Origin of the sequence: Neorhizobium descurainiae, from assembly GCF_051400715.1 — a bacterium.
GTDB lineage: Bacteria > Pseudomonadota > Alphaproteobacteria > Rhizobiales > Rhizobiaceae > Neorhizobium.
This window is the reverse complement of sequence record NZ_JBLFFK010000011.1, coordinates 106,112-129,634: the sequence shown is the minus strand read 5'-3', so window position 1 is coordinate 129,634 and position 23,523 is coordinate 106,112. Positions and strand designations below refer to the sequence as shown.

The 23,523-nt window shown below is 60.4% G+C and carries 23 protein-coding genes, 1 tRNA gene and 1 pseudogene; 16 read left to right on the top strand and 9 right to left on the bottom strand.

What is annotated here, in order from left to right; all coding sequences use genetic code 11:
* The first annotated feature begins 316 nt into the window (after positions 1 to 316).
* Positions 317 to 1,012: an ankyrin repeat domain-containing protein gene (locus tag ACMGE0_RS19330; RefSeq protein ID WP_436817499.1), complete on the top strand. Its 696-nt coding sequence runs from the start codon at positions 317 to 319 to the stop codon at positions 1,010 to 1,012.
* A 169-nt stretch (positions 1,013 to 1,181) separates the two neighbouring features.
* Here ACMGE0_RS19330 and ACMGE0_RS19325 read toward each other — a convergent pair.
* Positions 1,182 to 1,271, bottom strand: a tRNA-Ser gene (locus tag ACMGE0_RS19325).
* A gap of 312 nt (positions 1,272 to 1,583) precedes the next feature.
* Between ACMGE0_RS19325 and rplU the strand changes: the two genes are divergently transcribed.
* From rplU to ACMGE0_RS19305, 4 genes are all read left to right on the top strand, one after another.
* Complete coding sequence (rplU, locus tag ACMGE0_RS19320; RefSeq protein ID WP_085421546.1) at positions 1,584 to 1,895, top strand: 50S ribosomal protein L21; 312 nt, start codon at positions 1,584 to 1,586, stop codon at positions 1,893 to 1,895.
* Positions 1,896 to 1,926: 31 nt separating this feature from the next.
* A complete protein-coding gene (rpmA, locus tag ACMGE0_RS19315) occupies positions 1,927 to 2,196 on the top strand; it encodes a 50S ribosomal protein L27 (protein WP_436817498.1) in 270 nt (89 codons plus the stop codon).
* Between the two features lie 129 nt (positions 2,197 to 2,325).
* Complete coding sequence (locus ACMGE0_RS19310; RefSeq protein WP_436817497.1) at positions 2,326 to 2,961, top strand: GNAT family N-acetyltransferase; 636 nt, start codon at positions 2,326 to 2,328, stop codon at positions 2,959 to 2,961.
* Complete coding sequence (locus ACMGE0_RS19305) at positions 2,958 to 3,545, top strand: GNAT family N-acetyltransferase (RefSeq protein ID WP_436817496.1); 588 nt, start codon at positions 2,958 to 2,960, stop codon at positions 3,543 to 3,545. Before ACMGE0_RS19310 ends, ACMGE0_RS19305 begins: the two co-directional genes overlap by 4 nt.
* Positions 3,546 to 3,588: 43 nt before the next feature.
* On the opposite strand, the gene ACMGE0_RS19300 is transcribed toward ACMGE0_RS19305, so the two are convergent.
* On the bottom strand, positions 3,589 to 4,452 hold the full coding sequence (locus ACMGE0_RS19300) for an endonuclease/exonuclease/phosphatase family protein (RefSeq protein ID WP_436817495.1): 864 nt from the start codon (positions 4,450 to 4,452) through the stop codon (positions 3,589 to 3,591).
* Between the two features lie 100 nt (positions 4,453 to 4,552).
* On the opposite strand from ACMGE0_RS19300, the gene obgE reads away from it, so the two are divergent.
* From obgE to ACMGE0_RS19250, 10 genes are all read left to right on the top strand, one after another.
* Positions 4,553 to 5,614 (top strand): GTPase ObgE, encoded by a 1,062-nt coding sequence (gene obgE / locus ACMGE0_RS19295; protein WP_436817494.1) that lies wholly within the window; start codon positions 4,553 to 4,555, stop codon positions 5,612 to 5,614.
* Complete coding sequence (gene proB / locus ACMGE0_RS19290) at positions 5,611 to 6,789, top strand: glutamate 5-kinase (protein WP_436817493.1); 1,179 nt, start codon at positions 5,611 to 5,613, stop codon at positions 6,787 to 6,789. The genes obgE and proB overlap by 4 nt, the downstream gene beginning before the upstream one ends.
* Entirely contained in the window at positions 6,782 to 8,062 is a 1,281-nt protein-coding gene (locus tag ACMGE0_RS19285) for a glutamate-5-semialdehyde dehydrogenase (protein WP_436817492.1), read from the top strand. The genes proB and ACMGE0_RS19285 overlap by 8 nt, the downstream gene beginning before the upstream one ends.
* A gap of 42 nt (positions 8,063 to 8,104) precedes the next feature.
* Positions 8,105 to 8,707, top strand: coding sequence for a nicotinate-nucleotide adenylyltransferase (locus ACMGE0_RS19280; protein WP_436817566.1), 603 nt, complete (start codon positions 8,105 to 8,107; stop codon positions 8,705 to 8,707).
* A gap of 134 nt (positions 8,708 to 8,841) precedes the next feature.
* A complete protein-coding gene (rsfS, locus tag ACMGE0_RS19275) occupies positions 8,842 to 9,294 on the top strand; it encodes a ribosome silencing factor (RefSeq protein ID WP_436817491.1) in 453 nt (150 codons plus the stop codon).
* Positions 9,295 to 9,403: 109 nt separating this feature from the next.
* Positions 9,404 to 9,886, top strand: a complete 483-nt coding sequence (gene rlmH / locus ACMGE0_RS19270; protein WP_436817490.1) for a 23S rRNA (pseudouridine(1915)-N(3))-methyltransferase RlmH — start codon at positions 9,404 to 9,406, stop codon at positions 9,884 to 9,886.
* A 107-nt stretch (positions 9,887 to 9,993) separates the two neighbouring features.
* Complete coding sequence (locus tag ACMGE0_RS19265; protein ID WP_436817489.1) at positions 9,994 to 11,400, top strand: murein hydrolase activator EnvC family protein; 1,407 nt, start codon at positions 9,994 to 9,996, stop codon at positions 11,398 to 11,400.
* Positions 11,390 to 12,721: a S41 family peptidase gene (locus ACMGE0_RS19260; RefSeq protein ID WP_436817488.1), complete on the top strand. Its 1,332-nt coding sequence runs from the start codon at positions 11,390 to 11,392 to the stop codon at positions 12,719 to 12,721. The genes ACMGE0_RS19265 and ACMGE0_RS19260 overlap by 11 nt, the downstream gene beginning before the upstream one ends.
* Positions 12,722 to 12,807: 86 nt before the next feature.
* Positions 12,808 to 14,007, top strand: a complete 1,200-nt coding sequence (locus ACMGE0_RS19255) for a divergent polysaccharide deacetylase family protein (RefSeq protein WP_436817487.1) — start codon at positions 12,808 to 12,810, stop codon at positions 14,005 to 14,007.
* A 17-nt stretch (positions 14,008 to 14,024) separates the two neighbouring features.
* Positions 14,025 to 14,561 carry an RNA pyrophosphohydrolase gene (locus ACMGE0_RS19250; protein ID WP_436817486.1) on the top strand — a complete coding sequence of 179 codons (537 nt, stop codon included), beginning with the start codon at positions 14,025 to 14,027 and terminating at the stop codon, positions 14,559 to 14,561.
* A gap of 346 nt (positions 14,562 to 14,907) precedes the next feature.
* Here ACMGE0_RS19250 and bfr read toward each other — a convergent pair whose 3' ends face one another.
* The 5 genes and pseudogenes from bfr to ACMGE0_RS19225 all read right to left on the bottom strand — a co-directional run bounded on the left by bfr (position 14,908) and on the right by ACMGE0_RS19225 (position 21,731).
* Complete coding sequence (gene bfr, locus ACMGE0_RS19245; RefSeq protein WP_436817485.1) at positions 14,908 to 15,393, bottom strand: bacterioferritin; 486 nt, start codon at positions 15,391 to 15,393, stop codon at positions 14,908 to 14,910.
* Positions 15,359 to 15,762, bottom strand: a pseudogene (locus tag ACMGE0_RS19240) ((2Fe-2S)-binding protein). The gene bfr and the pseudogene ACMGE0_RS19240 overlap by 35 nt, the downstream one beginning before the upstream one ends.
* 119 nt (positions 15,763 to 15,881) lie before the next feature.
* A complete protein-coding gene (locus ACMGE0_RS19235; protein ID WP_436817484.1) occupies positions 15,882 to 19,337 on the bottom strand; it encodes an error-prone DNA polymerase in 3,456 nt (1,151 codons plus the stop codon).
* Entirely contained in the window at positions 19,334 to 20,881 is a 1,548-nt protein-coding gene (locus ACMGE0_RS19230; RefSeq protein WP_436817565.1) for a Y-family DNA polymerase, read from the bottom strand. The genes ACMGE0_RS19235 and ACMGE0_RS19230 overlap by 4 nt, the downstream gene beginning before the upstream one ends.
* Entirely contained in the window at positions 20,793 to 21,731 is a 939-nt protein-coding gene (locus tag ACMGE0_RS19225) for an ImuA family protein (protein ID WP_436817483.1), read from the bottom strand. Before ACMGE0_RS19225 ends, ACMGE0_RS19230 begins: the two co-directional genes overlap by 89 nt.
* 172 nt (positions 21,732 to 21,903) lie before the next feature.
* On the opposite strand from ACMGE0_RS19225, the gene ACMGE0_RS19220 reads away from it, so the two are divergent.
* Positions 21,904 to 22,341 carry a metallopeptidase family protein gene (locus ACMGE0_RS19220; protein ID WP_436817482.1) on the top strand — a complete coding sequence of 146 codons (438 nt, stop codon included), beginning with the start codon at positions 21,904 to 21,906 and terminating at the stop codon, positions 22,339 to 22,341.
* A 13-nt stretch (positions 22,342 to 22,354) separates the two neighbouring features.
* Here ACMGE0_RS19220 and ACMGE0_RS19215 read toward each other — a convergent pair whose 3' ends face one another.
* Positions 22,355 to 22,561 carry a DUF1737 domain-containing protein gene (locus ACMGE0_RS19215; protein ID WP_436817481.1) on the bottom strand — a complete coding sequence of 69 codons (207 nt, stop codon included), beginning with the start codon at positions 22,559 to 22,561 and terminating at the stop codon, positions 22,355 to 22,357.
* Positions 22,558 to 23,460, bottom strand: coding sequence for an HpcH/HpaI aldolase/citrate lyase family protein (locus ACMGE0_RS19210; RefSeq protein WP_436817480.1), 903 nt, complete (start codon positions 23,458 to 23,460; stop codon positions 22,558 to 22,560). Before ACMGE0_RS19210 ends, ACMGE0_RS19215 begins: the two co-directional genes overlap by 4 nt.
* Positions 23,461 to 23,523 lie beyond the last annotated feature (63 nt).

The window sequence follows — 23,523 nt, the reverse complement described above, 5'->3', positions numbered from 1 at the left end:
GCTGCGCCAAAGGTTCCTTGCCTGCGTACTCATATAGGGCTGTCATACGTGTGGAAAATTTCACCAGATCAACAATCCGTCAACCGGATGTCGAATCTTGAAAGGATGCTTGGCAGACCGCCATGACTTGGAGAAAGGCGACTTAAGAAAAGACACAACACATTGGCAAAAGGGTGGGGAGATTCGAACTCACGATACGGAATTGCTCATATACCGCATTTCGAGTTGCTTCGGTTATTTCCCTTGCATACCGTAGCGACCACGCGATTCTCAGGCATGCCCGGATGTATTTTTATCTCCAAACGGGATGGCAGAAATGACGGGATCATTATTCGGTCGTCCTCTTGCCGAGGCGCTACTCCGCATCCTGATTGTCATAATCATGGTATTGTCCGTCTTCATCGAACCTGCGATGTCGGAAACGAAAGAGAAATTGCTGCTGGATGCTTCCAAGAGGTGTGACGGCGAGGCTGTCGCCTCTCTTCTCAAGGAAGGCGTTGCGATCGATGCACGTGACGAACGTGGCCAGACCGCGCTTCTGATCGCAACCCGCGCCAATGATATCGAGACAGCGCAGCTTCTCATCGAAGCAGGCGCCGATGTTAACGCAAAGGACGCCATTCAGGACAGCGCCTATCTTTATGCCGGAGCCAGTGGCTATCTCGAAATCCTTCGAATGACATTGTCCCATGGCGCGGATCTTGAAAGCACCAATCGCTTTGGCGGGACGGCGCTCATCCCGGCTTCCGAACGAGGGCATGTCGAGACAGTGGAGACTTTGATCAAGGCCGGCGTGGATGTGAATCACGTCAACGATCTCGGATGGACTGCGCTTCTTGAGGCAATCATCCTGGGCGACGGTGGCACACGTCATCTATCGGTCGTAAGGCTTCTTGTCGCTGGCGGAGCGAGGATCGATATTGCTGACAAAGATGGCGTAACCCCTCTGCAACATGCGCGGACTCGCGGCTACAAGGACATCGCCGCCGTACTGGAAACGGCGCAGCGATAGCGCGTATTGACCTTGCCATGCCCTGGCTTTTCGCATTTCATCCTAGATCGATATCAGGGAATGACCAATGGCCAGCAATCAAAGCAGCGGGGCAGCTCGGATAACGGGTAGCGGCAGTTAAGCTGGATGGAAACAGCTGTAGCGGAAGAACCTTGGCAGAGGTTCATGATGGCGGAGAGGGTGGGATTCGAACCCACGATACGGTTGCCCGTATGCCGCATTTCGAGTGCGGTGCTTTCGACCACTCAGCCACCTCTCCACGGAAACCGATGACGCGTTGGTCAGTGCGGCGTTCTCATAGCGACGAAAGATGGGGCTGGCAAGGGGCGAATATCAAGACTTTATATCCTTTTGCCTTGACAGTTTTTTGTCTGTCGCGTATCCCCGCACGCGATCAGGCGTGGAAAAGTGTCCATGCCTCTTTGTTTGTGTGGGGGCCATCAATCTTCCGCGCAGATTTCACCGGCAGACAAGTTCAAAAGATCGTCTCTTTAGAAACCTGCCAGAGCCCGACTGATAAAAAGACGGCCGTCCTCGGGACAGAGCCGGACCGAACATGAAAGGATAAAGAATGTTCGCAGTCATCAAGACCGGCGGTAAGCAGTACCGCGTGGCAGCCAACGACGTGCTTACCATCGAGAAGCTGGAAGCCGAAGCTGGTGCAGTGATCGAGTTCAACGAAGTCCTGGTCGTCGGCGAAGGCGCCGATGCCAAGATCGGCGCCCCGTTCGTTTCGGGTGCGACGGTCAAGGCCGAAGTGGTCGAGCATAACCGTGGCAAGAAGGTTCTTTCCTTCAAGAAGCGCCGTCGCCAGAATTCCAAGCGGATTCGCGGCCATCGCCAGCATCACACGGTTGTCCGCATCACGGACATTCTCGGCTAATCAGGATTTCTAAGGGTAAAGGAGAACACCAATGGCACATAAGAAAGCTGGCGGTTCGTCGCGTAACGGTCGCGATTCCGAATCCAAGCGCCTTGGCGTGAAGAAGTTCGGCGGCGAAGCCGTCATTCCGGGCAACATCATTGTGCGCCAGCGCGGTACGCAGTGGCATCCGGGCCAGAACGTTGGCCTCGGTAAGGACCACACCATTTTTGCGCTTACCGCCGGCAACGTGAATTACCGCACGAAGGCCAATGGCCGAGTATACGTGTCCGTAATGCCGAAAGCCGAAGCAGCAGAATAAAGCCGGTAAGCGTTCTTAAGCAGCCGGTGTCACATCGACCCGGTTGAACGTCAAAGGTTCAGTCAGAAAAAGGGAAGATGGGGCGCCACCATCTTCCCTTTTTCTTTATCCCCAACTGGAGGACTGAACATGCAAGGCGAATTACTGAGGGCGAGCCAATCCCGGCCGCCAGAGGAACAGCCGCGGCCGGAGCGGTTAAAAAGCGATTGCCCTGTCTTACTGTCGCAGAGACTGGTTCTGCGCGCCCCCCATGAAGAAGACATCGACGCCCTTGCCCATCTCGCCAACAATGCGAATATCGCGACCATGGTGTCGCGTATGCCGCATCCCTACACGGCAAAAGACGCAGCCGATTTCGTACGACGTGCGAAAGCTGGCGAGATTGGCAAGTGCGTCTATGCCATCACGCGAGGAGATAACGGCGCCTTCCTCGGTTGCTGCGCGCTGGAACCCCAGCAGGACGAGCGAACGCTGGAAATAGGCTATTGGCTGGGCGAGCCCCATTGGAACAGGGGTTACGCCACAGAGGCCGCCCATGTGCTGATCGACATGGCCTTCCGTACCCGCAACAACATCGACCACATCGATGCGCGCTGCCGGGTGACCAACGTCGCCTCCAAGCGGGTGATCCAGAAATGCGGCTTCCAGTACCAGGGCACCGGCATGATCGATTGCCTGGCGCTCGGCGGCATGGTTGCCGTCGAGTGGTTCCGGCTCGACCGCAAGACCTGGATGTCGCTCAGAAGCTGGGGAGAACTGAGATGAACGCCGCCGTTCTCCAGAAGACGAATGCGACCGTAACGATGCCGGGCCCCTGCCCGGTCATCACCACGGAAAGGCTGGTTCTGCGCCCGCACAAGCTCTCCGACGCGCCGGCGATCGCCGAATCGCTCGGCGATTTCAAGGTCAGCCGCATGCTCGCACGCGTGCCGCAGCCCTATGATCGCCAGGATGCGCTCGACTGGCTCGTGCCGCAGGCCTCCGGCCTCTTGCCGGACTGGACGCTTGCGATCACCACGGGTGACGACATCCATATCGGGGTCGTTGCACTGGAGCAGAGGCATGGCGGATGGCGCCTTGGTTACTGGCTGAACCGGCTCTACTGGGACCGCGGTTACATGACGGAGGCGGTGGCCGGCACGCTGGAGCGCTTCTTCCGGCGCATGCCGGACGTGCGGATATATTCCGGCGCATTCGCGGACAACCTCGCCTCGCTGAATGTCCAGAAGAAGCTCGGTTTCCGTATCGCCGACGCGAACCAGATCTTCAGCATGTCCCAGAACCGCATGGTGCCGCATATCGAAACCATGCTGCTGGCCGAGGACTTCCGGCGGCCTGGCCGACCGTGACATTCATATGAAAACATCCGGCGGAGGAAACTCCGCCAGTCTCTCACTCGACCTCGACCCAGAGCGGGAAATGGTCGGAACCAGGCGCCTCATAGTCGATCCAGGCGCTTTTCAGACGGGGCGCCAGCCCGGAATTCACGAAGCAATGATCGAGATGCATCTTCATCGGTCCGTCACCCGGCGGCTTCGCCCAGGTATAGCTCTCCGGAGTGAGCAATCCGAGACGTTCCAGCGCGTCGACCGGCTCGTTGGCGCGCAGAATGCGGCCGTAATAGCGGTCCCGCTGGCCGGCCATGGCAATATATTCGGTCGATTCCGGTTCCATGTTGAAATCGCCCATCAGCAGAAAATCCTCCGGCAGCGGCGGATCGGGAAAGCCCTCTTCCGCGGCGCCGGTCAGCGCCCCGCCTTCGGCCACGAAATTCAGGACCCGTTCCTTCAGATAACGGATTTGGCCAAGCCGCTCGTCCGGCGAAACGTGGTCGAGATGCACGGAATAGACGCGCAGCGGCCCGCCCGGCGCGACGATGACGGCTTCCAAGGCACCCCGCTGCAGGTTGAGCTTCTCGATCGTGCGGCTGCGCGGCAGGAGAAGATGACGGGTGGCGAGGATCGGCCAGCGCGACAGGATCATGTTGCCGAACTGGAAGCGGCGTTCGACCCGCCGGCCGCTCTCGACGGAAACGTCGAGCAGCAGATCGCAGGGCGCGGCATAGACATGAAAATGGTCCGGGAAGAGACCGGCGAAACGGGCGACGAGATCGACATGACCATTCTTCGGAAAGCCGCGCGTCACCTCCTGCAATGCGATGACGTCGGCGCCTTCGATACTTTCGGCGATACGTTCGGGATCGAACCGGCCATCCATGCCGATCCCGTATTGAATGTTATAACTGACGAACTTCATGATAGTCTTTGACCTCTGCCCCAACCGGCGATATCGAAACCCACCGGGTGCCCAACGTAAAACAAGGCGCTCCGACTAACACAAGACTGACGGCAGTAAGATGAAATTTCTCGACGAGGCAAAGGTCTACATACGCTCCGGCGACGGCGGCGCGGGCGCGGTCTCGTTCCGCCGGGAAAAATTCATCGAGTTCGGAGGTCCGGACGGCGGGGACGGCGGCCGTGGCGGTGATGTCTGGGTGGAGGCGGTCAACGGCCTCAACACGCTGATCGATTTCCGCTTTCAGCAGCATTTCAAGGCCAAGACCGGCACACATGGCATGGGCAGGAACCGCACCGGCGCCAACGGCGATCACGTGACGCTGAAAGTCCCAGTCGGCACGCAGATCTTCGAGGAAGACAACGAGACGCTGATCGTCGATATGACCAAGGAAGGCCAGAAGTTCCGGCTCGCCAAGGGCGGCAACGGTGGTTTCGGCAATACGCATTTCAAGACCTCGACCAACCAGGCGCCGAACTGGGCCAATCCGGGCCTCGAAGGCGAGGAAAAGACCATCTGGCTGCGGCTGAAGCTGATCGCAGATGCCGGCCTCGTCGGCCTGCCGAACGCCGGCAAGTCCACCTTCCTGGCGGCGGTGACGCGGGCGCGGCCGAAAATCGCCAACTATCCATTCACCACGCTGCATCCGAACCTCGGGGTTGCCACGATCGACGAACGCGAATTCGTGCTGGCCGACATTCCGGGACTTATCGAAGGCGCTCATGAAGGTGTCGGCATCGGCGACCGGTTTTTGGGCCATGTGGAGCGCACCCGCGTTCTGCTGCATCTGGTTTCGGCCGTCGAGGAGAAGGTCGGCAAGGCCTACAAGACCGTGAAGACGGAGCTTGAAGCCTATGGTGGCGGTCTGACCGACAAGCAGGAAATCGTAGCACTTTCGCAGATCGACGTGCTGGACGAGAAGGAATTGAAGAAGAAGGCCAAGGAATTGGAGAAGGCCTCAGGCCGGACGCCGTTCCTGATCTCCGCCGTAACCGGCAATGGCATGACCGACGTTCTGCGCGCCCTCCGCGATGTCATTATCGAGGCGAGCGAAGGCGAGGAAACGGCGCTGCCGGATCGGTCCGTGCCGGTCGGGGATTTCGACGAGGAGGACGGGGAATGACCGCCGTCCGAAAACCGCTCGCCAGCCATCGCCGGATCGTCATCAAGATCGGCTCGGCCCTGCTCGTCGATCGCAGGACCGGCCTGAAATCGCAATGGCTCGATGCCATCTGCGCCGATATCGCCGCGTTGAAAGCCAAGGGCATCGATGTCCTGGTCGTTTCGTCCGGCGCAATCGCCCTGGGCCGCACCGTCCTTGATTTGCCTTCCGGCGCCTTGAAGCTGGAGGAAAGCCAGGCGGCAGCGGCCGTCGGCCAGATCTCGCTTGCCCGCGCCTGGTCGGAAAGCCTGTCGCGCGACGGCATCGTGGCCGGCCAGATCCTGCTGACGCTGGGCGACACGGAAGAGCGCCGCCGCTATCTCAACGCCCGCGCGACGATCAACCAGCTCCTGAAAATCGGCGCAGTTCCGCTCATCAACGAGAACGACACGGTCGCCACCACCGAAATCCGCTACGGCGACAATGACCGGCTCGCCGCCCGCGTTGCGACGATGGCCAGCGCCGACCTTCTGGTCCTGCTCTCGGATATCGACGGGCTCTATACGGCTCCGCCGCATCTCGACCCGGAAGCCGAGTTCCTGGAAATCATCCCGGCGATCACGCCGGAGATCGAAGCCATGGCCGGCGGCGCCGCCTCGGAACTGTCGCGCGGCGGCATGCGGACGAAGATCGATGCCGGCAAGATCGCGACGGGTGCCGGCTGCGCCATGATCATCGCGTCGGGCAAGACCGACCATCCGCTGCGCGCGATCGAGCAGGGCACGCGCTCCTCCTGGTTCGCGCCTTCCGGCACGCCCGTGACGGCCCGCAAGACGTGGATCGCCGGCCAACTCCAGCCGGCTGGCCAGCTCTTTGTCGACGAGGGCGCGGAAAATGCGCTCGGCACCGGCAAGAGCCTGCTGCCCGCCGGCGTCCGCCGCATCGAAGGCCTGTTCCATCGCGGCGATACGGTTGCGATCGTCAGCGCTGAGGGACACGAGATCGCCCGCGGGCTCGTGAGCTACGATGCCGAGGAGGCCCGCCAGATCACCGGCCGCAAGTCGGGCGAGATCGAAGCGATCCTCGGTTATGCCGGCCGTGCCGCCATGGTCCATCGGGACGACTTGGTGATGACCGGTCCGGTTCGCCGCAAGACGAAAAAAGAAGATCATAGGGAGGATGCCGCCCATGCTTGACAAGGTTGCAACGACCGACGTCGGCGCCGTGATGGACGAGATCGGCCGCAACGCCAAAGCGGCGGCCCGCGCGCTGGCGACGGCCTCGACCGAAGCGAAGAACAGGGCGCTTCATGCCATGGCGGATGCGATCCTCGCCGCCAAGGACAAAATCCTTGCCGCGAACGCCGCCGACCTCAAGAACGTCGAAGGCAAGGACCTGCTGCCTTCGTTCATCGACCGGCTGACGCTGACGGAAAAGAGCATCGCAGGCATGGCAGAGGCCATCCGGGAGATCGCCGAATTCAAGGATCCGGTCGGCGAGGTCATCGCTGCCTGGGACCGGCCGAACGGGCTGAAGATCGAACGGGTCCGCACGCCGCTCGGCGTCATCGGCGTGATCTATGAAAGCCGCCCGAACGTGACGGCGGATGCCGGTGCGCTCTGCCTCAAGGCCGGCAATGCGGTGATCCTGCGCGGCGGCTCCGATTCCGCTCTTTCATCGCAGGCGATCCATGATTGCCTTGTGGCCGGGCTGAAAACTGCCGGACTTCCCGAACACGCGATCCAGATCGTGCCGACCACGGACCGCGCCGCCGTCGGCGCCATGCTGTCGGGCCTCGATGGCGCGATCGACGTGATCGTGCCGCGCGGTGGCAAAAGCCTGGTTGCCCGCGTCCAGAGCGAGGCGCGCGTGCCGGTCTTCGCCCATCTCGAGGGCCTCTGCCACATCTATGTGGATGCCTCGGCGGACCTCGAAATGGCGAAGAGGATCGTCGTCAACGCCAAGATGCGCCGCACCGGCGTTTGCGGTGCGGCCGAAACGCTGCTCGTCGACAGCGCCGCGATCGGCACCCACCTGATGCCGCTCCTCGAGGCGCTGACGGAAGCCGGTTGCGAAATACGCGCCTCCGCCGCCGTGCTGAAGGTCTTTCCTGGCTTCAAGCCTGCGACGGAGGAGGACTGGCGCACCGAATATCTCGATGCAGTCATTTCGGTCGCGATCGTCGACGGCATTTCCGGCGCGATCCGCCATATCAACACCTATTCCTCCAATCACACGGAAGCAGTGATCGCCGAGGACCCGCAAGTCGTGGCGCGCTTCTTCAACGAGCTCGACTCGGCGATCCTGCTGCACAATGCTTCCACCCAGTTCGCCGACGGCGGCGAGTTCGGCATGGGCGGCGAGATCGGCATCTCGACGGGCAAGATGCACGCCCGCGGCCCGGTCGGCGTCGAACAGCTCACCTCCTTCAAATACCGCGTGCACGGCACCGGCCAGATCCGGCCTTGACCGCACGTGACGGAAGAGACGATCGACCGCCGGTACCTCTCGATGCCGCATGTGGAACGCGGCATGGCCGTCGGCCTTTTCGGCGGCTCGTTCAATCCGCCGCATGAAGGGCATCTGCTGGTCGCCGAGATCGCGCTGCGGCGTCTCGGCCTCGACCAGCTCTGGTGGATGGTGACCCCCGGCAATCCGCTGAAAAGCCGCTCGGAACTCGCTTCCCTGGCCGACCGGCTCGCTATGAGCGAGAGGCTGATCCACGATCCGCGCATCAAGGTCACCGCGTTCGAGAAAACGCTTGGCGGCTCCTATACCGCCGATACCCTGGCTTTCGTGAAAGCGAAGAACCCGCATGTGCATTTCATATGGGTCATGGGCGCCGACAGTCTGAGGACCTTTCATTTCTGGCAGAAATGGCGGGAGATCGCCTCGACCTTCCCCATCGCGGTTGTCGACCGGCCGGGTTCGACCCTGTCGTTCCTGTCCTCGAAGATGGCCCGCACCTTCGATTACGCCCGCGTCGACGAGGATGACGCCGGCACGCTCTGGAAACGCCGGGCCCCTGCCTGGACCTTCATCCACGGGCCGCGTTCCACCCTGAGCTCAACCGCGATCCGCGCCACCAACGGTGAAAACTCCGGCCACGGGTGACCGGAGCCGCCCCTTATGACGTCACCATGAAGATTCCGGCCGCCGCGATCACCTTTTCGGACTCTCCCTTGAAAGATTAACCATTCGATGCCACCTTTCGGAAAGCGGCCGAGCATGAATCGGATTCGCTGAAAGTGCATGCTGCTGTTACCTGGAAGAAAGGACAGACCCTGACAACAGTACACGCCAAGGGAAAGACGGCCCCCGTCCTCCCGCAGAGCCTGGAACGCGGCGCCGATGCTGCTGCCCGTGCTCTCGAACTGGTCCTCACGAGCCTTGAGGACTCCAAAGCCGAAGATATTGTCACCATCAACATCGCCGGAAAATCAGCGCTCGGAGACTATATGGTCGTCGTCTCCGGACGATCGAACCGGCATGTCATGGCCATCTGCGATCACCTGATTTCCGATCTGAAGGACGAAGGCCTGGGAACGGCCCGCGTCGAAGGTCTGGAGGCTGGCGACTGGGTGCTCATTGACACGGGTGACATCATCATCCATGTGTTCCGCCCTGAAATCCGCGAGTTCTACAATATCGAAAAGATGTGGGCCGCTCCGGATATCGAGGAAGGAACGCTGCTGCACTGACGGGAGTTCGGGGCACGTCCTGAACCGGTCGGGGCCGAGGTCGGAAACGAGGCCGGGCGTAAGCTCGCTGCCTGACGGTGCTGTCGGCCGCAAATCAACGGATCAGGATATGCGGATAAGCCTTTTTGCGGTGGGACGGTTGAAAGCCGGACCGGAAAAGGACCTTGCTTCCCGTTATTTGGACCGCTTCGCCAAGGCTGGCCCGGCGGTGGGTCTGGAATTGTCGAAACTCGTCGAGGTTCAGGAAAGCCGCGCGGCGAACGCCGAAACCCGCAAGCGCGAGGAAGTCGGCGCACTGGAAAAGGCGCTGCCCGAAGGCGCGATCCTCATTCTTCTCGACGAACGCGGCAAAGCCCTCGACAGCGAAACCTTTGCCGAGCTCATCGGCCGATACCGCGACAATGGCAAGCGTGACCTCATGCTGGCGATCGGCGGTGCCGACGGGCTCGACGCCGACCTGCGCTCGCGTGCCGACATGGTGCTCAATCTGGGCTCGATGACCTGGCCGCACCAGCTCGTGCGCATCCTCGTCGCCGAACAGCTTTATCGCGCCGTGACCATTCTTTCCGGCCATCCCTATCACCGCGCGTAAACCTTTCATTTAGATTCAAACACGATGTTGTTTGTGGCCTCATCGGGCAAATCAGCTTACGCTTCCTCGATCCGGCAAACATCGGAGCGAGAATGAGGATAACGGGGATGATATCGTACCGGCATGCGCTGCTTCTGGCGGCGGGTTTCGGTTTCGCCCTGATTCCGCCGCCTGATCTTCCTGTTGCTGCAAGGGCGCAGGAAACCGGCATGCCTGCGTCCCCGCAAGCAACGCCGCCTTCCGCTTCCCTCGTCGATCCCACGGCCGATCTGCAGCGCCGGCGCAACGAGACGCGCGGCGAGCTCGAAGTTCTGACCAAGAACATGAAGCTTTCGGCCGACAAGGCCGCCGCCATCGAGAAGAACATTGCCGACGTCAGGAAGAACAGCGCGGATATCCGTCAGGCGCTGATCGATTCCGCAGCGCGCCGCAAGGATCTCGAGAAGAAGATCCTGGAAAGCGGGAAGAAGATCGCGGAATTCAAGGTCAAGGAGGACGGCGTCCGCGCCTCGCTGCACGGCCGCCGCGCCGTGCTGGCCGAGGTGCTCGCCGCGCTCCAGCGCATGGGCCGCAATCCGCCCCCCGCTCTTCTTGTCACGCCCGAAGACGCGCTCGCATCCGTGCGGAGTGCCATCCTGCTCGGCGCCGTGGTTCCCGGCATGCGCCATGAGGCGGACAAGCTGGTCGCAGACCTCCAGTCGCTCGCCTCGCTGCAGACGGCGGCGCTGGCCGAGAAGGCGGACGTCTCCGACACCATCGCCGCGAGCCTCGAAGAAGACCGGCGCATGGACCTGCTGCTTGCCGAAAACGAAAAGTTGAACAAGCGCAATATCACCGATCTGGACGCCGAACGGCGCCGCTCGGAGGAGCTTGCCGGCCGGGCCGGCACGCTTGAAAACCTCATTCAATCGCTTGAGGGCGAGATTGCTTCGGTGCGTGAGGCGATCGACCAGGCTCGCGCCGAAGAGGAGCGGCAGCGCATGCTCTCCGAAGCCGAGCGCGAGAAGGCGAAGCAGCTCGCCGAAAGCGGTGTGCCCGACAAAAACCGCATTGCGCCCGCATATGCGTTTTCGAGCCTCAAGCAGAAGCTGGAGCTTCCGGTTGCCGGAGATGTATTGCGTTGGTTCGGCAACGCTGACGGGACGGGGCATACGGCGAGGGGCATGACAATCGCTTCGAGCCCCGGGGCAGTGGTGACGGCGCCGGCTGACGGCCTCGTCGTTTTCGCCGGGGCTTTCCGAAGCTATGGACAGATGATCATCCTGAATGCCGGAGACGGATACCATTTGGTTCTGACCGGCATGGATGAGGTGAATGCGCGGCAGGGCAAGTTCGTCTTTGCGGGCGAGCCGATCGCCGTGATGGGTGAAAAAAGAGTCGCAAGCGCAACGGCATTGGCGCTGGAAACAGATCGTCCAACGCTTTACATTGAATTCCGAAAGGACGGCACTCCGGTCGATTCCAGGCCGTGGTGGACCGCGAAAGAAATTGGAAGGGCACGAAATGATTCGTAGGGCTTCTCTTGTCATCGTCGGTGCACTCATGGGTGCGACTGCGATGAGTGTGATCTATTCAGCGGGCGTGCCGGCCCAGGCCGCGGGTCCGTCGACCTATCGGGAATTGTCGATTTTCGGTGACGTATTCGAACGGGTTCGTGCCCAGTATGTGACGCCGCCGGATGAAGAGAAACTGGTCGAAAATGCCATCAACGGCATGCTGAGCTCGCTGGATCCGCATTCGAGCTTCATGAATGCCAAGGATGCCGAGGATATGCGCACCCAGACGCGCGGCGAATTCGGCGGCCTCGGCATCGAAGTGACGATGGAGAACGAACTCGTCAAGGTCATCGCCCCGATCGACGATACGCCCGCTTCGCGCGCCGGCATTCTCGCAGGCGACTTCATCTCCGAGATCGACGGCCAGCCGGTTCGCGGCCTGAAGCTGGAAGACGCCGTCGAGAAGATGCGCGGTGCCGTCAACACGCCGATCAAGCTGACCGTGATCCGCCAGGGCGCCGACAAGCCGCTCGACATCACCGTCGTGCGCGACATCATCGCGGTTCGCGCCGTCAAGTCCCGCGTCGAAGGCGGCGACGTCGGCTATCTGCGCGTCATCTCCTTCACCGAAAAGACTTATGACGACCTCGAAAAGGCGATCAAGAAGATCAAGGAGGACGTGCCGGCCGATAAGCTGAAAGGCTATGTCCTCGACCTTCGCCTCAATCCGGGCGGCCTTCTCGATCAGGCGATCAACGTTTCCGACGCCTTCCTGGAACGCGGCGAGGTGGTTTCCACCCGCGGCCGCAATGCCGACGAAACCCGCCGCTTCAACGCCGGCCCGGGTGACCTCACCGACGGCAAGCCGGTGATCGTGCTCGTCAATGGTGGCTCGGCTTCCGCTTCGGAAATCGTCGCCGGCGCGCTGCAGGATCTGAAACGTGCAACGGTTCTCGGTACCCGTTCCTTCGGCAAGGGCTCTGTCCAGACGATCATTCCGCTCGGCGATGCCGGCGCGCTGCGTCTGACCACGGCGCTCTATTACACGCCGTCGGGCAAGTCGATCCAGGGCACCGGCATCAACCCTGACATCAAGATCGATCAGCCGCTGCCGCCGGAGCTGCAGGGCAAGGTTCGCGCCGAAGGTGAATCGAGCCTGCGCGGCCACATCCAGGGCGCTGCCGAGACGGAAGAAGGTTCCGGCTCCGTCGCCTACGTGCCGCCGGAAGCCAAGGACGATATCCAGCTCAACTACGCCCTGGATCTCTTCCGCGGCGTGAAGACCGATCCGTCCTTCCCGGCCAGCCCGGACAAGGCTGCCGCCGCTGTCAATAAATAAGCCATTCCGGGGCCGGCCAGCATAGTGCTTCGAAAGCGCCTGCTGGCCGGTTCTTCTTTACCTGCAGACCTGACGCGGACTTGACCTTGGGCACCGATCTCCACGCACCGCTCGGACAAAACCGGCCGGCCGTTCGGCGACGGACCAGAAAGATTTCCCCCGCGATCGTCGTTGTGGCTTTCGCTGCCGCCGGCATTCTCGGCCTTTCGATCTATGCCATGCAGGGGGACGATGCTCTAAAACAGGCCGCGTCCAACATCTCGACGACATCCAAGCCGGAACAGGTTCAGTCTTCCGCCAGGAGCGGTCAGGACGTTGCTGCGCAGCAGTCCTCCGGCATGTCCCGCGTCAACCCGAATTCGGGGGCCAACGTCGAGCGGACGCTGACAGACGACGGCACCGTCGTGACGAAATATACGCCTGGCTCCCGTGACGGCGGCGGACCGGTTCTGATCGATGCGCGCAGGATCGGCCAGGATCCCCGTATGGCCGCCCAGCCGAATGAAGCGTTGCTCGAAGACTCTTCCCATGGGCGGCTGCCGATCGTCGGGCCTGACGGGTTTCGGCCAATGGATCAATACGCAAGGCCGTGGTCCGGAGCGCGCGGCACCCGGATCGCGATCGTCGTGGGCGGTCTGGGTCTCAGCCAGACGGGCACGCAGCGGGCGATCCGGCAATTGCCGCCGGCCGTCACGCTCGCCTTCGCCGCAAGCGGCAACAGCCTGCAGCGCTGGATGCAGGAGGCTCGCCGCAACGGCCATGAGATCCTGATCCAGGTGCCGTTCGAACCTTTCGACTACCCGGCGAACGATCCCGGCCCCGACACCCTGCTCACACGGACATCGCCGGAGAAGAATCTCGGCCGGCTGCATGAAGCCATGGCCAGGATCACGAACTACACAGGCATCATGAACTATCTTGGTGGCCGTTATCTTTCCGATGCCGGTGCGCTGGAGCCCGTTCTGCGTGACATCGCCAAGCGCGGCCTGCTGTTCCTGGATGACGGAACGTCCGCTCAATCCAAAACCGGAACCATCGCCAAGACAATCGAACTGCCCCATGCTTTCGGCGACCTCGTTCTTGACGGGCAGTTGCAGAAGGACGCGATCCTCAAGAAATTGGACGAGCTCGAGCGCATCGCCGGCCGGAAGGGTACGGCAGTCGGTATTGCGTCCGCTTTCGACGAGAGCATCGATGCGATAAGGCAATGGAGCGAGGAGGCATCGGGGCGCGGGATCGAGATCGTCGGCATCGCGGCATTGGCGAGCGAAAGCATCGAACCTTGATCGACAGGAATTGCGGCATGAGCAAGAAAGACAAACGCCCCGTGCGGGCAGAGGATCTGCCATACAGGCCCTGCGTCGGCATCATGGTGCTGAACCGTGCCGGTCTTGTCTGGGTCGGCCGGCGCATCTCGGAAGGCAATAGCGAATACGATGGCTCTCCACAACTTTGGCAGATGCCGCAGGGTGGCATCGACAAGGGTGAGGATCCTCTTCCCGCCGCCCGCCGCGAGCTTTACGAGGAGACCGGCATCCGCTCAGTGACGCTGCTGGCCCAATCGCGCGACTGGATCAACTATGATTTGCCGCCGCATCTGATCGGCATCGGATTGAAGGGCAGATATCGCGGCCAGACGCAGCAATGGTTCGCCTTCCGCTTCGAAGGCGACGAAAGCGAGATCGCCATCAACCCGCCGCCGGGGGGCCACGAACCGGAATTCGATGCCTGGGAATGGAAGCCGATGGCGGACCTCCCTGGCCTCATCGTGCCCTTCAAGCGCGCGGTTTATGAAAAGGTTGTTGCCGAGTTTGCTCATTTGGCCAGGGCCGTAGCCTAAGACGTTCAAGGCTTGGAAAAGAACGGCCTGCCGGCTCAAACGGCAGATAAGGAGAGCGGCTGTAAACGGATGAAACGATCGACCGTGAACACCACGCCAGCTTCGGCCGTTTGGGTGTTCGGTCGCCTCGCTTGCAAAGCGGAGTGATCGGCGGACGGATGGTATCCATCATTATCAGCGACTTCGCTCAACGGCCTTGAAATTGGCTCGTTGCTCCGAATGCGCAACCTTCTCTTGGCAGAATTTCCAAAATTGGCTGCCATAACTCGAAGCAAATGGAGGGCGCCGCCCAACGAAAACCCGTCGCACATACGCCGGGTTCTCTGATCATTGGCTATGGCCAGCCTTACTCGGCGTCGTCGGCAGACGCCGCGTTGAGGAGACCATAACGCTCCTCGCCGATCTTCCCCAGAAGGTCGAGCTGCGTCTCAAGGAAATCGATATGACCTTCCTCGTCAGCGAGGAGTTCTTCGAAAAGCTTCATCGAAACGTAGTCGCCGGCCGCGTGACAGATATCGCGGGAAGCCTTGTAAGACGTGCGGGCATCGTATTCGCCGGCGAGATCGGCCTCCAGGACTTCCTTGACATTCTGGCCGATACGCAAGGGTGCGACGGTCTGCAGATTGGGATGACCCTCGAGGAAGATGATGCGCGCGATCAGCTTGTCGGCGTGTTGCATCTCTTCGATGGATTCGGCACGCTCCTTCTTGGCGAGCTTGATATAGCCCCAGTCTTCAAGAAGGCGATAATGCAGCCAATATTGATTGACGGCGCCGAGCTCGAGAAACAATGCCTCGTTAAGCCGCTCGATGACCTTTGAGTCGCCTTTCAATGTCCGCTCTCCTGTTTTCTTCGTGTAATTGCTTCAAGCGGGACATATATACAACGACTTCGGCTTCCGTCGAGTGGCGCTCGGCGTGATATTCCTCGGTTGTGCGGATGATCAGATCGACGACATTCGGAAAGCAACCGCAACAGCGGCCGCGCTTTGCCATGGCATGGTAGACTTTCGCCGGAACGATGAGCTGCCAACAGTCCTCCTCAAGGAGCTGGACGATAACGTCCCTGATTTCCCTGTCAGTGATGTAATTGCAACTGCAAACCAGCATTCTCGGTCGACCTGCGAAACATGACCATTAACGTCCTCTTTTTTGCGAAAGAGGACCGGTGATGTCAAGAAAAAATCAGGCATCTGCATCACTTCTTAAGGAAGCCCTTCATTTCGCAAGTTTGTCGAGATGGGATAATGGCCTGGTGACCAAACACCATCTGCTGAAAGACGGCAGCGGTGGCGCCGAAGCCGCTGCCTTCTTCCGACATTCAATGGAAGTTGCGGCCTTTCGGCATGACACTTCCCGGCTCGCCAGCATAGGAATTTGGATACATCGCTTCGGTCCGGCCTCGGATGCTTCTTTCCTCCATTCCGTTGGAGCGCCGCTTTTGCCGATGATCGTCACTGGAGTGCGGCACCTCGCCCGAACCGGCTGATACGCCGAAGTGCCGCGTTTCCTGGAGAAGCCCGAGCATCGGCGTGATATCCTCGATATGCTCGACGATAGTATGGATGACGCCGCTCTGGCTCTGCAGCTTCCCCCGGATTTTAACGAGCCGCGCGCCCATGACGACCGGCCGGAAACGCTCGAAAACCTTCGGCCAGACGATCGCATTGGCGACGCCCGTTTCGTCCTCCAGCGTCATGAAGATCACTCCGCTGGCAGAACCCGGACGTTGGCGCACGAGCACGATCCCGCCGATCGTCACCCGCTTTCCGTTCGGAACGGTCAGGAGATCGACACTGCGGGTGATACCCATGGCCTTGAACCCCTCGCGCAGGAAGGAGACCGGATGCGCCTTCAGCGATAGGGAAAGGTACCGATAGTCTTCAACGACCTCCTCACCCGGCAGCATTTTCGGGAGTCTCGCTTCCGGTTCGGATCGAAGATCCATGCCGCCCGCCCCATTGAACAGCGGCAACCTCTCGGCAGCACTTGCCATGTCGAGGCCCCGGACGGCCCAAAGCGCCTCACGGCGGGTAAGCCCGATGGAATTGAAGGCATCGGCATCCGCCAGCCGTTCGACATCCGACTTGTCGAGACCCGACCTCAGCCAGAGGTCGTGAATGGATGTGTAGCCGGTTCCCCGATTGGCAATGAGCTTCTCGATCATATCCTTTTCAGCAAGTCCTTTGACCTGCCGAAAGCCAAGCCGCACGGCATGCTCGGTCTTGATGACGGCGCGCATGGATTGATGACGTTCATCGATCGCCTGTCTGTCGAAGACGGCTTTCTCCAGCAGGCAATCCCAGTCTGACCAGTTGATATCTACCGGGCGGATCTCGAGCCCGTGCTCCCGGGCATCGCGGATGAGCTGCGCCGGCGCATAAAAGCCCATCGGCTGCGAATTCAGCATCGCCGCGCAGAAGACGTCCGGATAATAAGTCTTGATCCAAGAAGACGCGTAGACAAGTAAAGCGAAGGAAGCCGCATGGCTTTCCGGGAAACCGTATTCTCCAAAGCCTTTTATCTGGTTGAAACAACGTTGGGCGAAGTCTTTCGGATATCCTTTTTCGACCATGCCGTTGATCATGTCGTTTTCGAACTCCTTCACGCGCCCCGAGCGTTTGAAGGTTGCCATGGATCGACGCAGGCTATCGGCTTTCGCGGGAGAAAATCCGGCCGCCGTGATCGCGATCTGCATCGCCTGTTCCTGAAACAACGGCACTCCCAGAGTGCGCTCCAGAATTGGAACCATCTCCTCCTTGGGATAATCGATCTTCAGGTCGGGATTCTTCCGCCTAGCCTCACGCCGCTGCAGATAAGGATGCACCATGTTTCCTTGGATAGGGCCCGGCCGGACGATCGCGACTTCAATCACCAGATCATAGAAGGTGCGAGGTCTTAGCCGCGGCAGCATGCTCATCTGCGCCCGGCTCTCGATCTGGAAGACGCCGATCGTATCGGCACGGCAAATCATATCGTAGACAGGCTTTCCATCCTCATGATCCTTGTTGCCGAGATCGGCCAGGGTCTTTTTCACGCCGTAATGAAGCAGAAGAAGATCGAAGGCCTTAGCCATGCAGGTGAGCATTCCCAGAGCGAGCACATCGACCTTCAGGATATGGAGCGTATCCAGATCATCCTTGTCCCACTCGATCATATAGCGTCCCGGCATCGCCGTTTTCATGATCGGCACGACCTCATCCAGCCGATCGCGCGTGATGACGAAACCGCCGACATGCTGGGTCAGATGGCGGGGAAACCCCATCAGCTCCTTCGCATGCATAAGGACCTGTTTCGTCACAAAATCGTCTGTGTCGAGACCCGCGGCATTCGCCTCCCTTTCCGATGTGCCCTCTTCCGACCATCCCCAGACCGTGCTCGAAAGCGCATTTTGCACATCTTCGGATAAGCCGAACGCCTTGGCGACTTCACGGCCAGCCATGCGGGTCCGGTAACTCGTCACCGCAGCCGTCAGGCCCGCATGGCGGAAGCCATATCTCTGGTAAATGTGCTGAATGACGTCTTCACGCTTCGCATGTTCGAAATCGACGTCGATGTCGGGCGGCTCGTCACGATCCGTCGAAAGGAAGCGGTCAAAGAGGAGCGAAACCTTCTGAGGATCGACGTCGGTAATGCGAAGGCAATAGCAGACCGTGGAATTGGCCGCAGAACCTCGTCCCTGGCAAAGAATATTTGCACCGCGCGCAAACTCCATGATGTTCCGGACGGTCAGGAAATAAGGAGCGTATTTCTTATCCTCGATAAGCTTCAACTCATACTTGATCTGTTTTCGGACCTTCTGAGGGATAGTGCCATAGCGCCGTACTCCTCCTTCATGGGTAAGCCGTTTCAAAGTCTCGAAAGGCGTCTCGCCGGGAATGCTCTCGTCCGGATAATTGTGACTGAGCTCCGTCAGCGAGAATTTCAGCTTGCGGAAGAATTTTTCCGTATTGGCGACCGCATCCGGATACTTCGAAAAAAGCCGCGCCATTTCGGCGCCTTGCTTGATGTACCTCTCCCCGTTCGGAGCCAGGCGAAAACCCGCCTCCTGGACCGTCACGTGTTCGCGAATAGCCGTCACGACATCCGAAAGCGACCGTCGGTAAGGAAGGCTGAAGAGAGGCAGGTTGGTCGCGATCAACGGCAGGCGTCTACGCGAGGCGATCTGCGCGAATGTCGCAAAGACAAATGCATCCCGCCCGTCATAAGTCGGCGACAGGGCAAGATAGATGTTCCTTTTGAATTTGTCTCGATAGCGGTCGAGGCGCCCCTCCAGTCTCGTCAGATAGCCAGCATCTTCCGCCCGTGAAAAATCCGGAATAACGGCGAGCATCATGTCGCCGCACCATTCCAGAAAATCCCATTCCTCAAGGATGCAGGAGCCCTTTTCCGTCCTGAGGTTTCCCCGGCTTAACAGGCGGCAGAGATTGGCCCAGCCCTTTCGATTCTGAGGGTAGGCCAGCACATCCGGTGTGCCGTCGGCAAAAACAAGGCGCGCTCCGGGCTGAACAGACACCGGCCATAAGATCGGTTCGTCGTCCTCCTTCAGAACGGCTTCCGTGCCGATCTCCTCAGCCCGCTTGAATCTCACTTTCATATCGCGAACCTTCGTGAAGGCCCTCACCACGCCGGCGACAGAATTTCGGTCGGCAATTCCAAGCCCCGAAAGGCCGCGCGCACTGGCCGTAAAAATCATTTCCTCAGGTCTTGCCGCGCCTTCCAGGAAGGAGAAATTGGTCTTGGCGCCGATTTCGAAAAAGGCAGGGCAGTCCTTCATGCGAAAATCCCATGGACACGCCAGTTCGGCGCTGTTTTTCCACCGTAATGGCCCTCGCGAAAAATCCAGAAACGCCGACCTGTCTCACTTTCCAGACGGAAATAGTCACGTTCCGGCGCATCCTCCGGGTCTACCCACCATTCCGGTGAAATCCGTTCGGGACCTTCGGCCCGAACCACCCGATGAACGATGCGACGCCAGCGGAAACGTTGAGGCGGGCCATCCGGCACCGTTGCGGCGAAAGCATCTATGAGCTCGGGATGACGAAAAAGCCGCAAAGGCCGATCTGCTCCAGGTGCGAAGGTTAAAACTTTCTCGCCTTTTCCCTGCATGCTTCTCGCCGCCATCGCCGGCACGAAAATTCGTCCCCGTTCCGGCACATGGCTTTGTCGCAGTTCGGCGACCTGCAGACATTCCGCCCCAAGCCGGGCCGAGGCCCGATCGATGAAATCGGTAAGGGAAATCTCATCCCGGCCCTCACCGGTAAAATCATCCTGGGTGGTTTTGAAGGTATCGTGCTGTAGCACGTTGAGGCGCAGAAGCTCGAAGCCGAAACCGGCTTCGAGATCGTCATGCACGGCGGTCAAGCGTTCGGAAAACAGCGACGAGATGCGTTTCGGATCGCGGAGCGGCTGCGAGGCACCGGCAGCGATGCGGAAAACACGACCATCGACACGAAACAATACCAGCTCGAAAAGCCGCCCGCCGACGCCGCGTGTTTCCAATCCCGGTTTCAACGAAATCGCGATCTGGCCCGCCAGTTGAAGGATATGCTCTTCCGCCTGTACCGGCTCGGCGAGCCGCCGCTCGGCCGAAAGAGACGCTACCGGCCGGCGGGGTGAAATGGCTTCTTCATTTGCTCCAAGCGCCTGGTCCAGCCGGAGCAGCAGCTGCGTGCCGAAACGGCGAGCAAGCGGTGCGCGCGGCATCGGCATGAGATCGCCCACCCGTTTCAGACCCAGTTTGCAGAGCGCTCTGACGGTACCCTCGTCGATGCGCAAGGCATTGACCGGCAACGGCTCCAGCACCTCTTTCATGACGTCATCGGCAATCACGCCGCCGCGGCCGAAACGGCAGGCCGCCCAGGAGAGGCCGGAGGAGGACGAAATCGCCCCTTTGACATCGAAGCCCATCTGGAAGAGCCGGCTGAGAATGTCCTTGAGCAGAGCCTCCTCGCCGCCGAAGAGATGGGCGCAACCGGTGATATCGAGGAAGAGGCCGTCGCGGCCATCGAGCGCCACGAGCGGAGTGTAACGGTCGCACCAATCGGCAATCGCTTCGAGAAGCGCCCGGTCGGCTGTCTCGTCCTCGTCCGCCACATCGATCCTGGGAAACATGGCACGTGCTTCCGCCAGTCCCTGCCCCCGCTTCAATCCAAGACGCTCGGAGACCTCGTCCAGCGCGGTGAGCCGCATCGCATTGTCACGCCGGCCGGCACAGAGGATCGGCGGGTGGTCAGGACGCCCTTTCGAACGCCACGACAGACCCCAGAACCGGCGGGCGATCCTGTCGGTCGGCAGATGCGGGAAGACGAGCGCCAGGATGCGCTGGCGGGTTGCGGAAAGAGAAAGTCTCTCCTGCTTCGAGGGCGAGGGAAAATTGACGGTCACGGGGATTCCACTCCAGAAAGAAGGAGAGCGGAGCCGGATTGCGGCTCTTCTCCAGGATCAATCGGAAAACGGGATGACCGATACTGCCGCCAAGTACGGATTCATCCGGAAGGCGCCGCTCGGAAGCCGGCGCCGGTTCGACAAGAAAGCGGAAGAAAGCACTGCTTGCCTCTTCTTGCGCCCCATGCCGCAACAGAAAAAGCGGCCGCCCCGCCGCTTTGGCCCGAAGACCGAGCCTTCGGCTTTCGGTAAGACCGAAATGCTTGGGATTGCCCCGGATTTCGAGAATGGTGGCGCAAAGCGCCCCACTTGCCACCGCGGTTTCCGCGAGCCACAACGCATCCTCCAGCTTGCGCGGCGACGCATAGAGAATATCCTCAGGGTTCAATCCGAATTGCTTGAGGCCGACGGCATAGGGAACGCCCGCCTCCTGGGTGGAAACGACGTCGCCGATCCACAGAACCGGCGCCTCGCTCCTGTCTCTGGCCTTGAGATAGGCTGAAAGCGCGAGAACGAAGCCGCTCGCCGCACCCGCATCCCTCATCAGGAAAGTCCGGATTTCCGTAATGCCGTCGAGCGGCAGACCGCCTTCCAAAGCCGTATCCATCGGTGCTATGCCGAGCGGCAGGCGGGGTTGGCCGATCTTGGTCCTATGATCGTCCGGATCCTCGGCGGCCTTTGCCTGCTCCGCCGCAACGAACGCCGGCAGGGGCTTTCCCTCCAGTCTGGCGATCTGTTCACGCAGGGCAAAAAGCGTCTCCTGCGCCGTGGCGTTTCCGGCCATGGCGTCAACTCCATCCGCATATGTTCACTTTATGTTCCTATGGATTCCAGAGCTCCCGACAAGAGTCAACAGGCAAACTCCGGGAATCTTTTCCTCCGGCAATAGGCCAATGATTCTTCTCTCGAAAAATATCGCTGAAGGCACTATATGGGCCTGATAAGAAGGAGAGCCTATGGCCCGTATTGACCAGACCGACGATTGGCAGGATCGCCACGCGCCGACAATCAGCACGTTCGAGTCGCTGGCGATCGAGGCCTATGGTCACTTGCCGGAAGAATTCCGGGCACTCACGACTAATCTGACCATCGAGATCGAGGATTTTCCGGACGACGACGTGTTTGAGGACATGGCGCTGGAAACGCCATTCGATCTGCTCGGCCTTTTCGAGGGCCGCGGGGTTTCTGAACGTTTCACCGTGGAAACGGGCGAGTTGCCGAACCGCATCCGGCTCTACCGCCGGCCCATCCTCGATTACTGGGCCGAAAACGAGGAGACGCTGGGCGATATCATCACCCATGTGTTGATCCACGAGATCGGCCATCATTTTGGCCTCAGCGACGCCGATATGGAGCGCATCGAAGCGAGCGCCGAAGAGGCCGCCCAGCGCTGAGCCTTGACATATCCTATTGTTCGCCGAGTTTCATCTCGGAATCGTAGTCCTTGCCGTGCACGGTCTTCGTGACCGCCTGGCCGCATTGCATCTCGCCGGTCGTGGCGTTGAAGGCATAGGTCGGCGACCCGTGAAGCTCCCAACCCTTGTTCAGCGCGGCCGTCACCTTGTGGCAAAAGGAGGAATCGTCCGGGCCGGTGAGGAAACGGTAGAGTTTCATGGGGTCTTCTTTCGTTCAGCGATGGTCCGGGCCTTGGCGACAAGCTTTTCCGCCTCTGCCAGGTGAAGGCGCTCGACCATCTTGCCATTGAGATTGATGACGTTGAGATGCTCCGCCTCCGGCTTTGCGAAGGCGGCAATCACCGTTTCGGCCTCTTTCACCGCCTGCGGATCGGGGCCGAAATGCCGGTTGGCGGGTTCGATCTGGGCCGGATGGATCAGCATCTTGCCGGAAAAACCCATGGCCCGGCCTTGAACGCATTCCGCGTCGAAGGCCTCGGCATCCTTGAAATCGTTGAAGACGCTGTCGATGACGTCGACGCCATGGGCGCGGCCGGCAAGCACGACCTGCATCAGCCAGGGCACGAGATAGGTGCGGCCCGGCTGCGGCAGCGCGCCGGTTTCCTTGCGCAGGTCGTTGAGACCGACCACGAAACATCGGAGGCGCTCATCCGTTCCGGCGATCGCCGCCGCGTTCAAAACCCCTTTCGGCGTCTCGACCATCGCCCAGATGGCAAGTTCATCCGGAGCGCCGGCATCGGACAGGATATCCGCCACCGCCTGCACTTCGGAAATGCGCTCGACCTTGGGGATCAGCACCGCATCCGGCGAAGCTTCGAGAACGACACCCATGTCGGCCCTGCCGAACTCCGTTTCGAGCGGATTGATGCGGATGATTGCTTCCTTGTCTTGAAGCGTATTTTCCTTGAGCAGCCGGCGCAGATTGTCGCGGGCCTCGGCCTTCTTTTCCGGCGCGACGGAATCTTCCAGATCGAAGATCACCGCGTCGCAATCGAGACCCGGAACCTTCTCCAGAGCCCTGACGTTACCGGCCGGTACGCTCAGAACCGAGCGGCGAAGACGAACCGTAGAAGAATTGATGTCGGTCAAGGCGATCATCACCGCTTTGTGCCAATCTTTTGAGCCTGCGACAATACCATGACAACGTAAACCTCTTGCAAG

Excerpts from the sequence above, each read along its gene's own strand:
- ACMGE0_RS19330 (WP_436817499.1), top strand. The coding sequence starts at position 317 with ATGACGGGATCATTATTCGGTCGTCCTCTTGCCGAGGCGCTACTCCGC.
- rplU (WP_085421546.1), top strand. The coding sequence starts at position 1,584 with ATGTTCGCAGTCATCAAGACCGGCGGTAAGCAGTACCGCGTGGCAGCC.
- rpmA (WP_436817498.1), top strand. The coding sequence starts at position 1,927 with ATGGCACATAAGAAAGCTGGCGGTTCGTCGCGTAACGGTCGCGATTCC.
- ACMGE0_RS19310 (WP_436817497.1), top strand. The coding sequence starts at position 2,326 with ATGCAAGGCGAATTACTGAGGGCGAGCCAATCCCGGCCGCCAGAGGAA.
- ACMGE0_RS19305 (WP_436817496.1), top strand. The coding sequence starts at position 2,958 with ATGAACGCCGCCGTTCTCCAGAAGACGAATGCGACCGTAACGATGCCG.
- ACMGE0_RS19300 (WP_436817495.1), bottom strand. The coding sequence starts at position 4,452 with ATGAAGTTCGTCAGTTATAACATTCAATACGGGATCGGCATGGATGGC.
- obgE (WP_436817494.1), top strand. The coding sequence starts at position 4,553 with ATGAAATTTCTCGACGAGGCAAAGGTCTACATACGCTCCGGCGACGGC.
- proB (WP_436817493.1), top strand. The coding sequence starts at position 5,611 with ATGACCGCCGTCCGAAAACCGCTCGCCAGCCATCGCCGGATCGTCATC.
- ACMGE0_RS19285 (WP_436817492.1), top strand. The coding sequence starts at position 6,782 with ATGCTTGACAAGGTTGCAACGACCGACGTCGGCGCCGTGATGGACGAG.
- ACMGE0_RS19280 (WP_436817566.1), top strand. The coding sequence starts at position 8,105 with ATGCCGCATGTGGAACGCGGCATGGCCGTCGGCCTTTTCGGCGGCTCG.
- rlmH (WP_436817490.1), top strand. The coding sequence starts at position 9,404 with ATGCGGATAAGCCTTTTTGCGGTGGGACGGTTGAAAGCCGGACCGGAA.
- ACMGE0_RS19265 (WP_436817489.1), top strand. The coding sequence starts at position 9,994 with ATGATATCGTACCGGCATGCGCTGCTTCTGGCGGCGGGTTTCGGTTTC.
- ACMGE0_RS19260 (WP_436817488.1), top strand. The coding sequence starts at position 11,390 with ATGATTCGTAGGGCTTCTCTTGTCATCGTCGGTGCACTCATGGGTGCG.
- ACMGE0_RS19250 (WP_436817486.1), top strand. The coding sequence starts at position 14,025 with ATGAGCAAGAAAGACAAACGCCCCGTGCGGGCAGAGGATCTGCCATAC.
- ACMGE0_RS19235 (WP_436817484.1), bottom strand. The coding sequence starts at position 19,337 with ATGAAGGACTGCCCTGCCTTTTTCGAAATCGGCGCCAAGACCAATTTC.
- ACMGE0_RS19225 (WP_436817483.1), bottom strand. The coding sequence starts at position 21,731 with ATGGCCGGAAACGCCACGGCGCAGGAGACGCTTTTTGCCCTGCGTGAA.
- ACMGE0_RS19220 (WP_436817482.1), top strand. The coding sequence starts at position 21,904 with ATGGCCCGTATTGACCAGACCGACGATTGGCAGGATCGCCACGCGCCG.
- ACMGE0_RS19215 (WP_436817481.1), bottom strand. The coding sequence starts at position 22,561 with ATGAAACTCTACCGTTTCCTCACCGGCCCGGACGATTCCTCCTTTTGC.
- ACMGE0_RS19210 (WP_436817480.1), bottom strand. The coding sequence starts at position 23,460 with ATGATCGCCTTGACCGACATCAATTCTTCTACGGTTCGTCTTCGCCGC.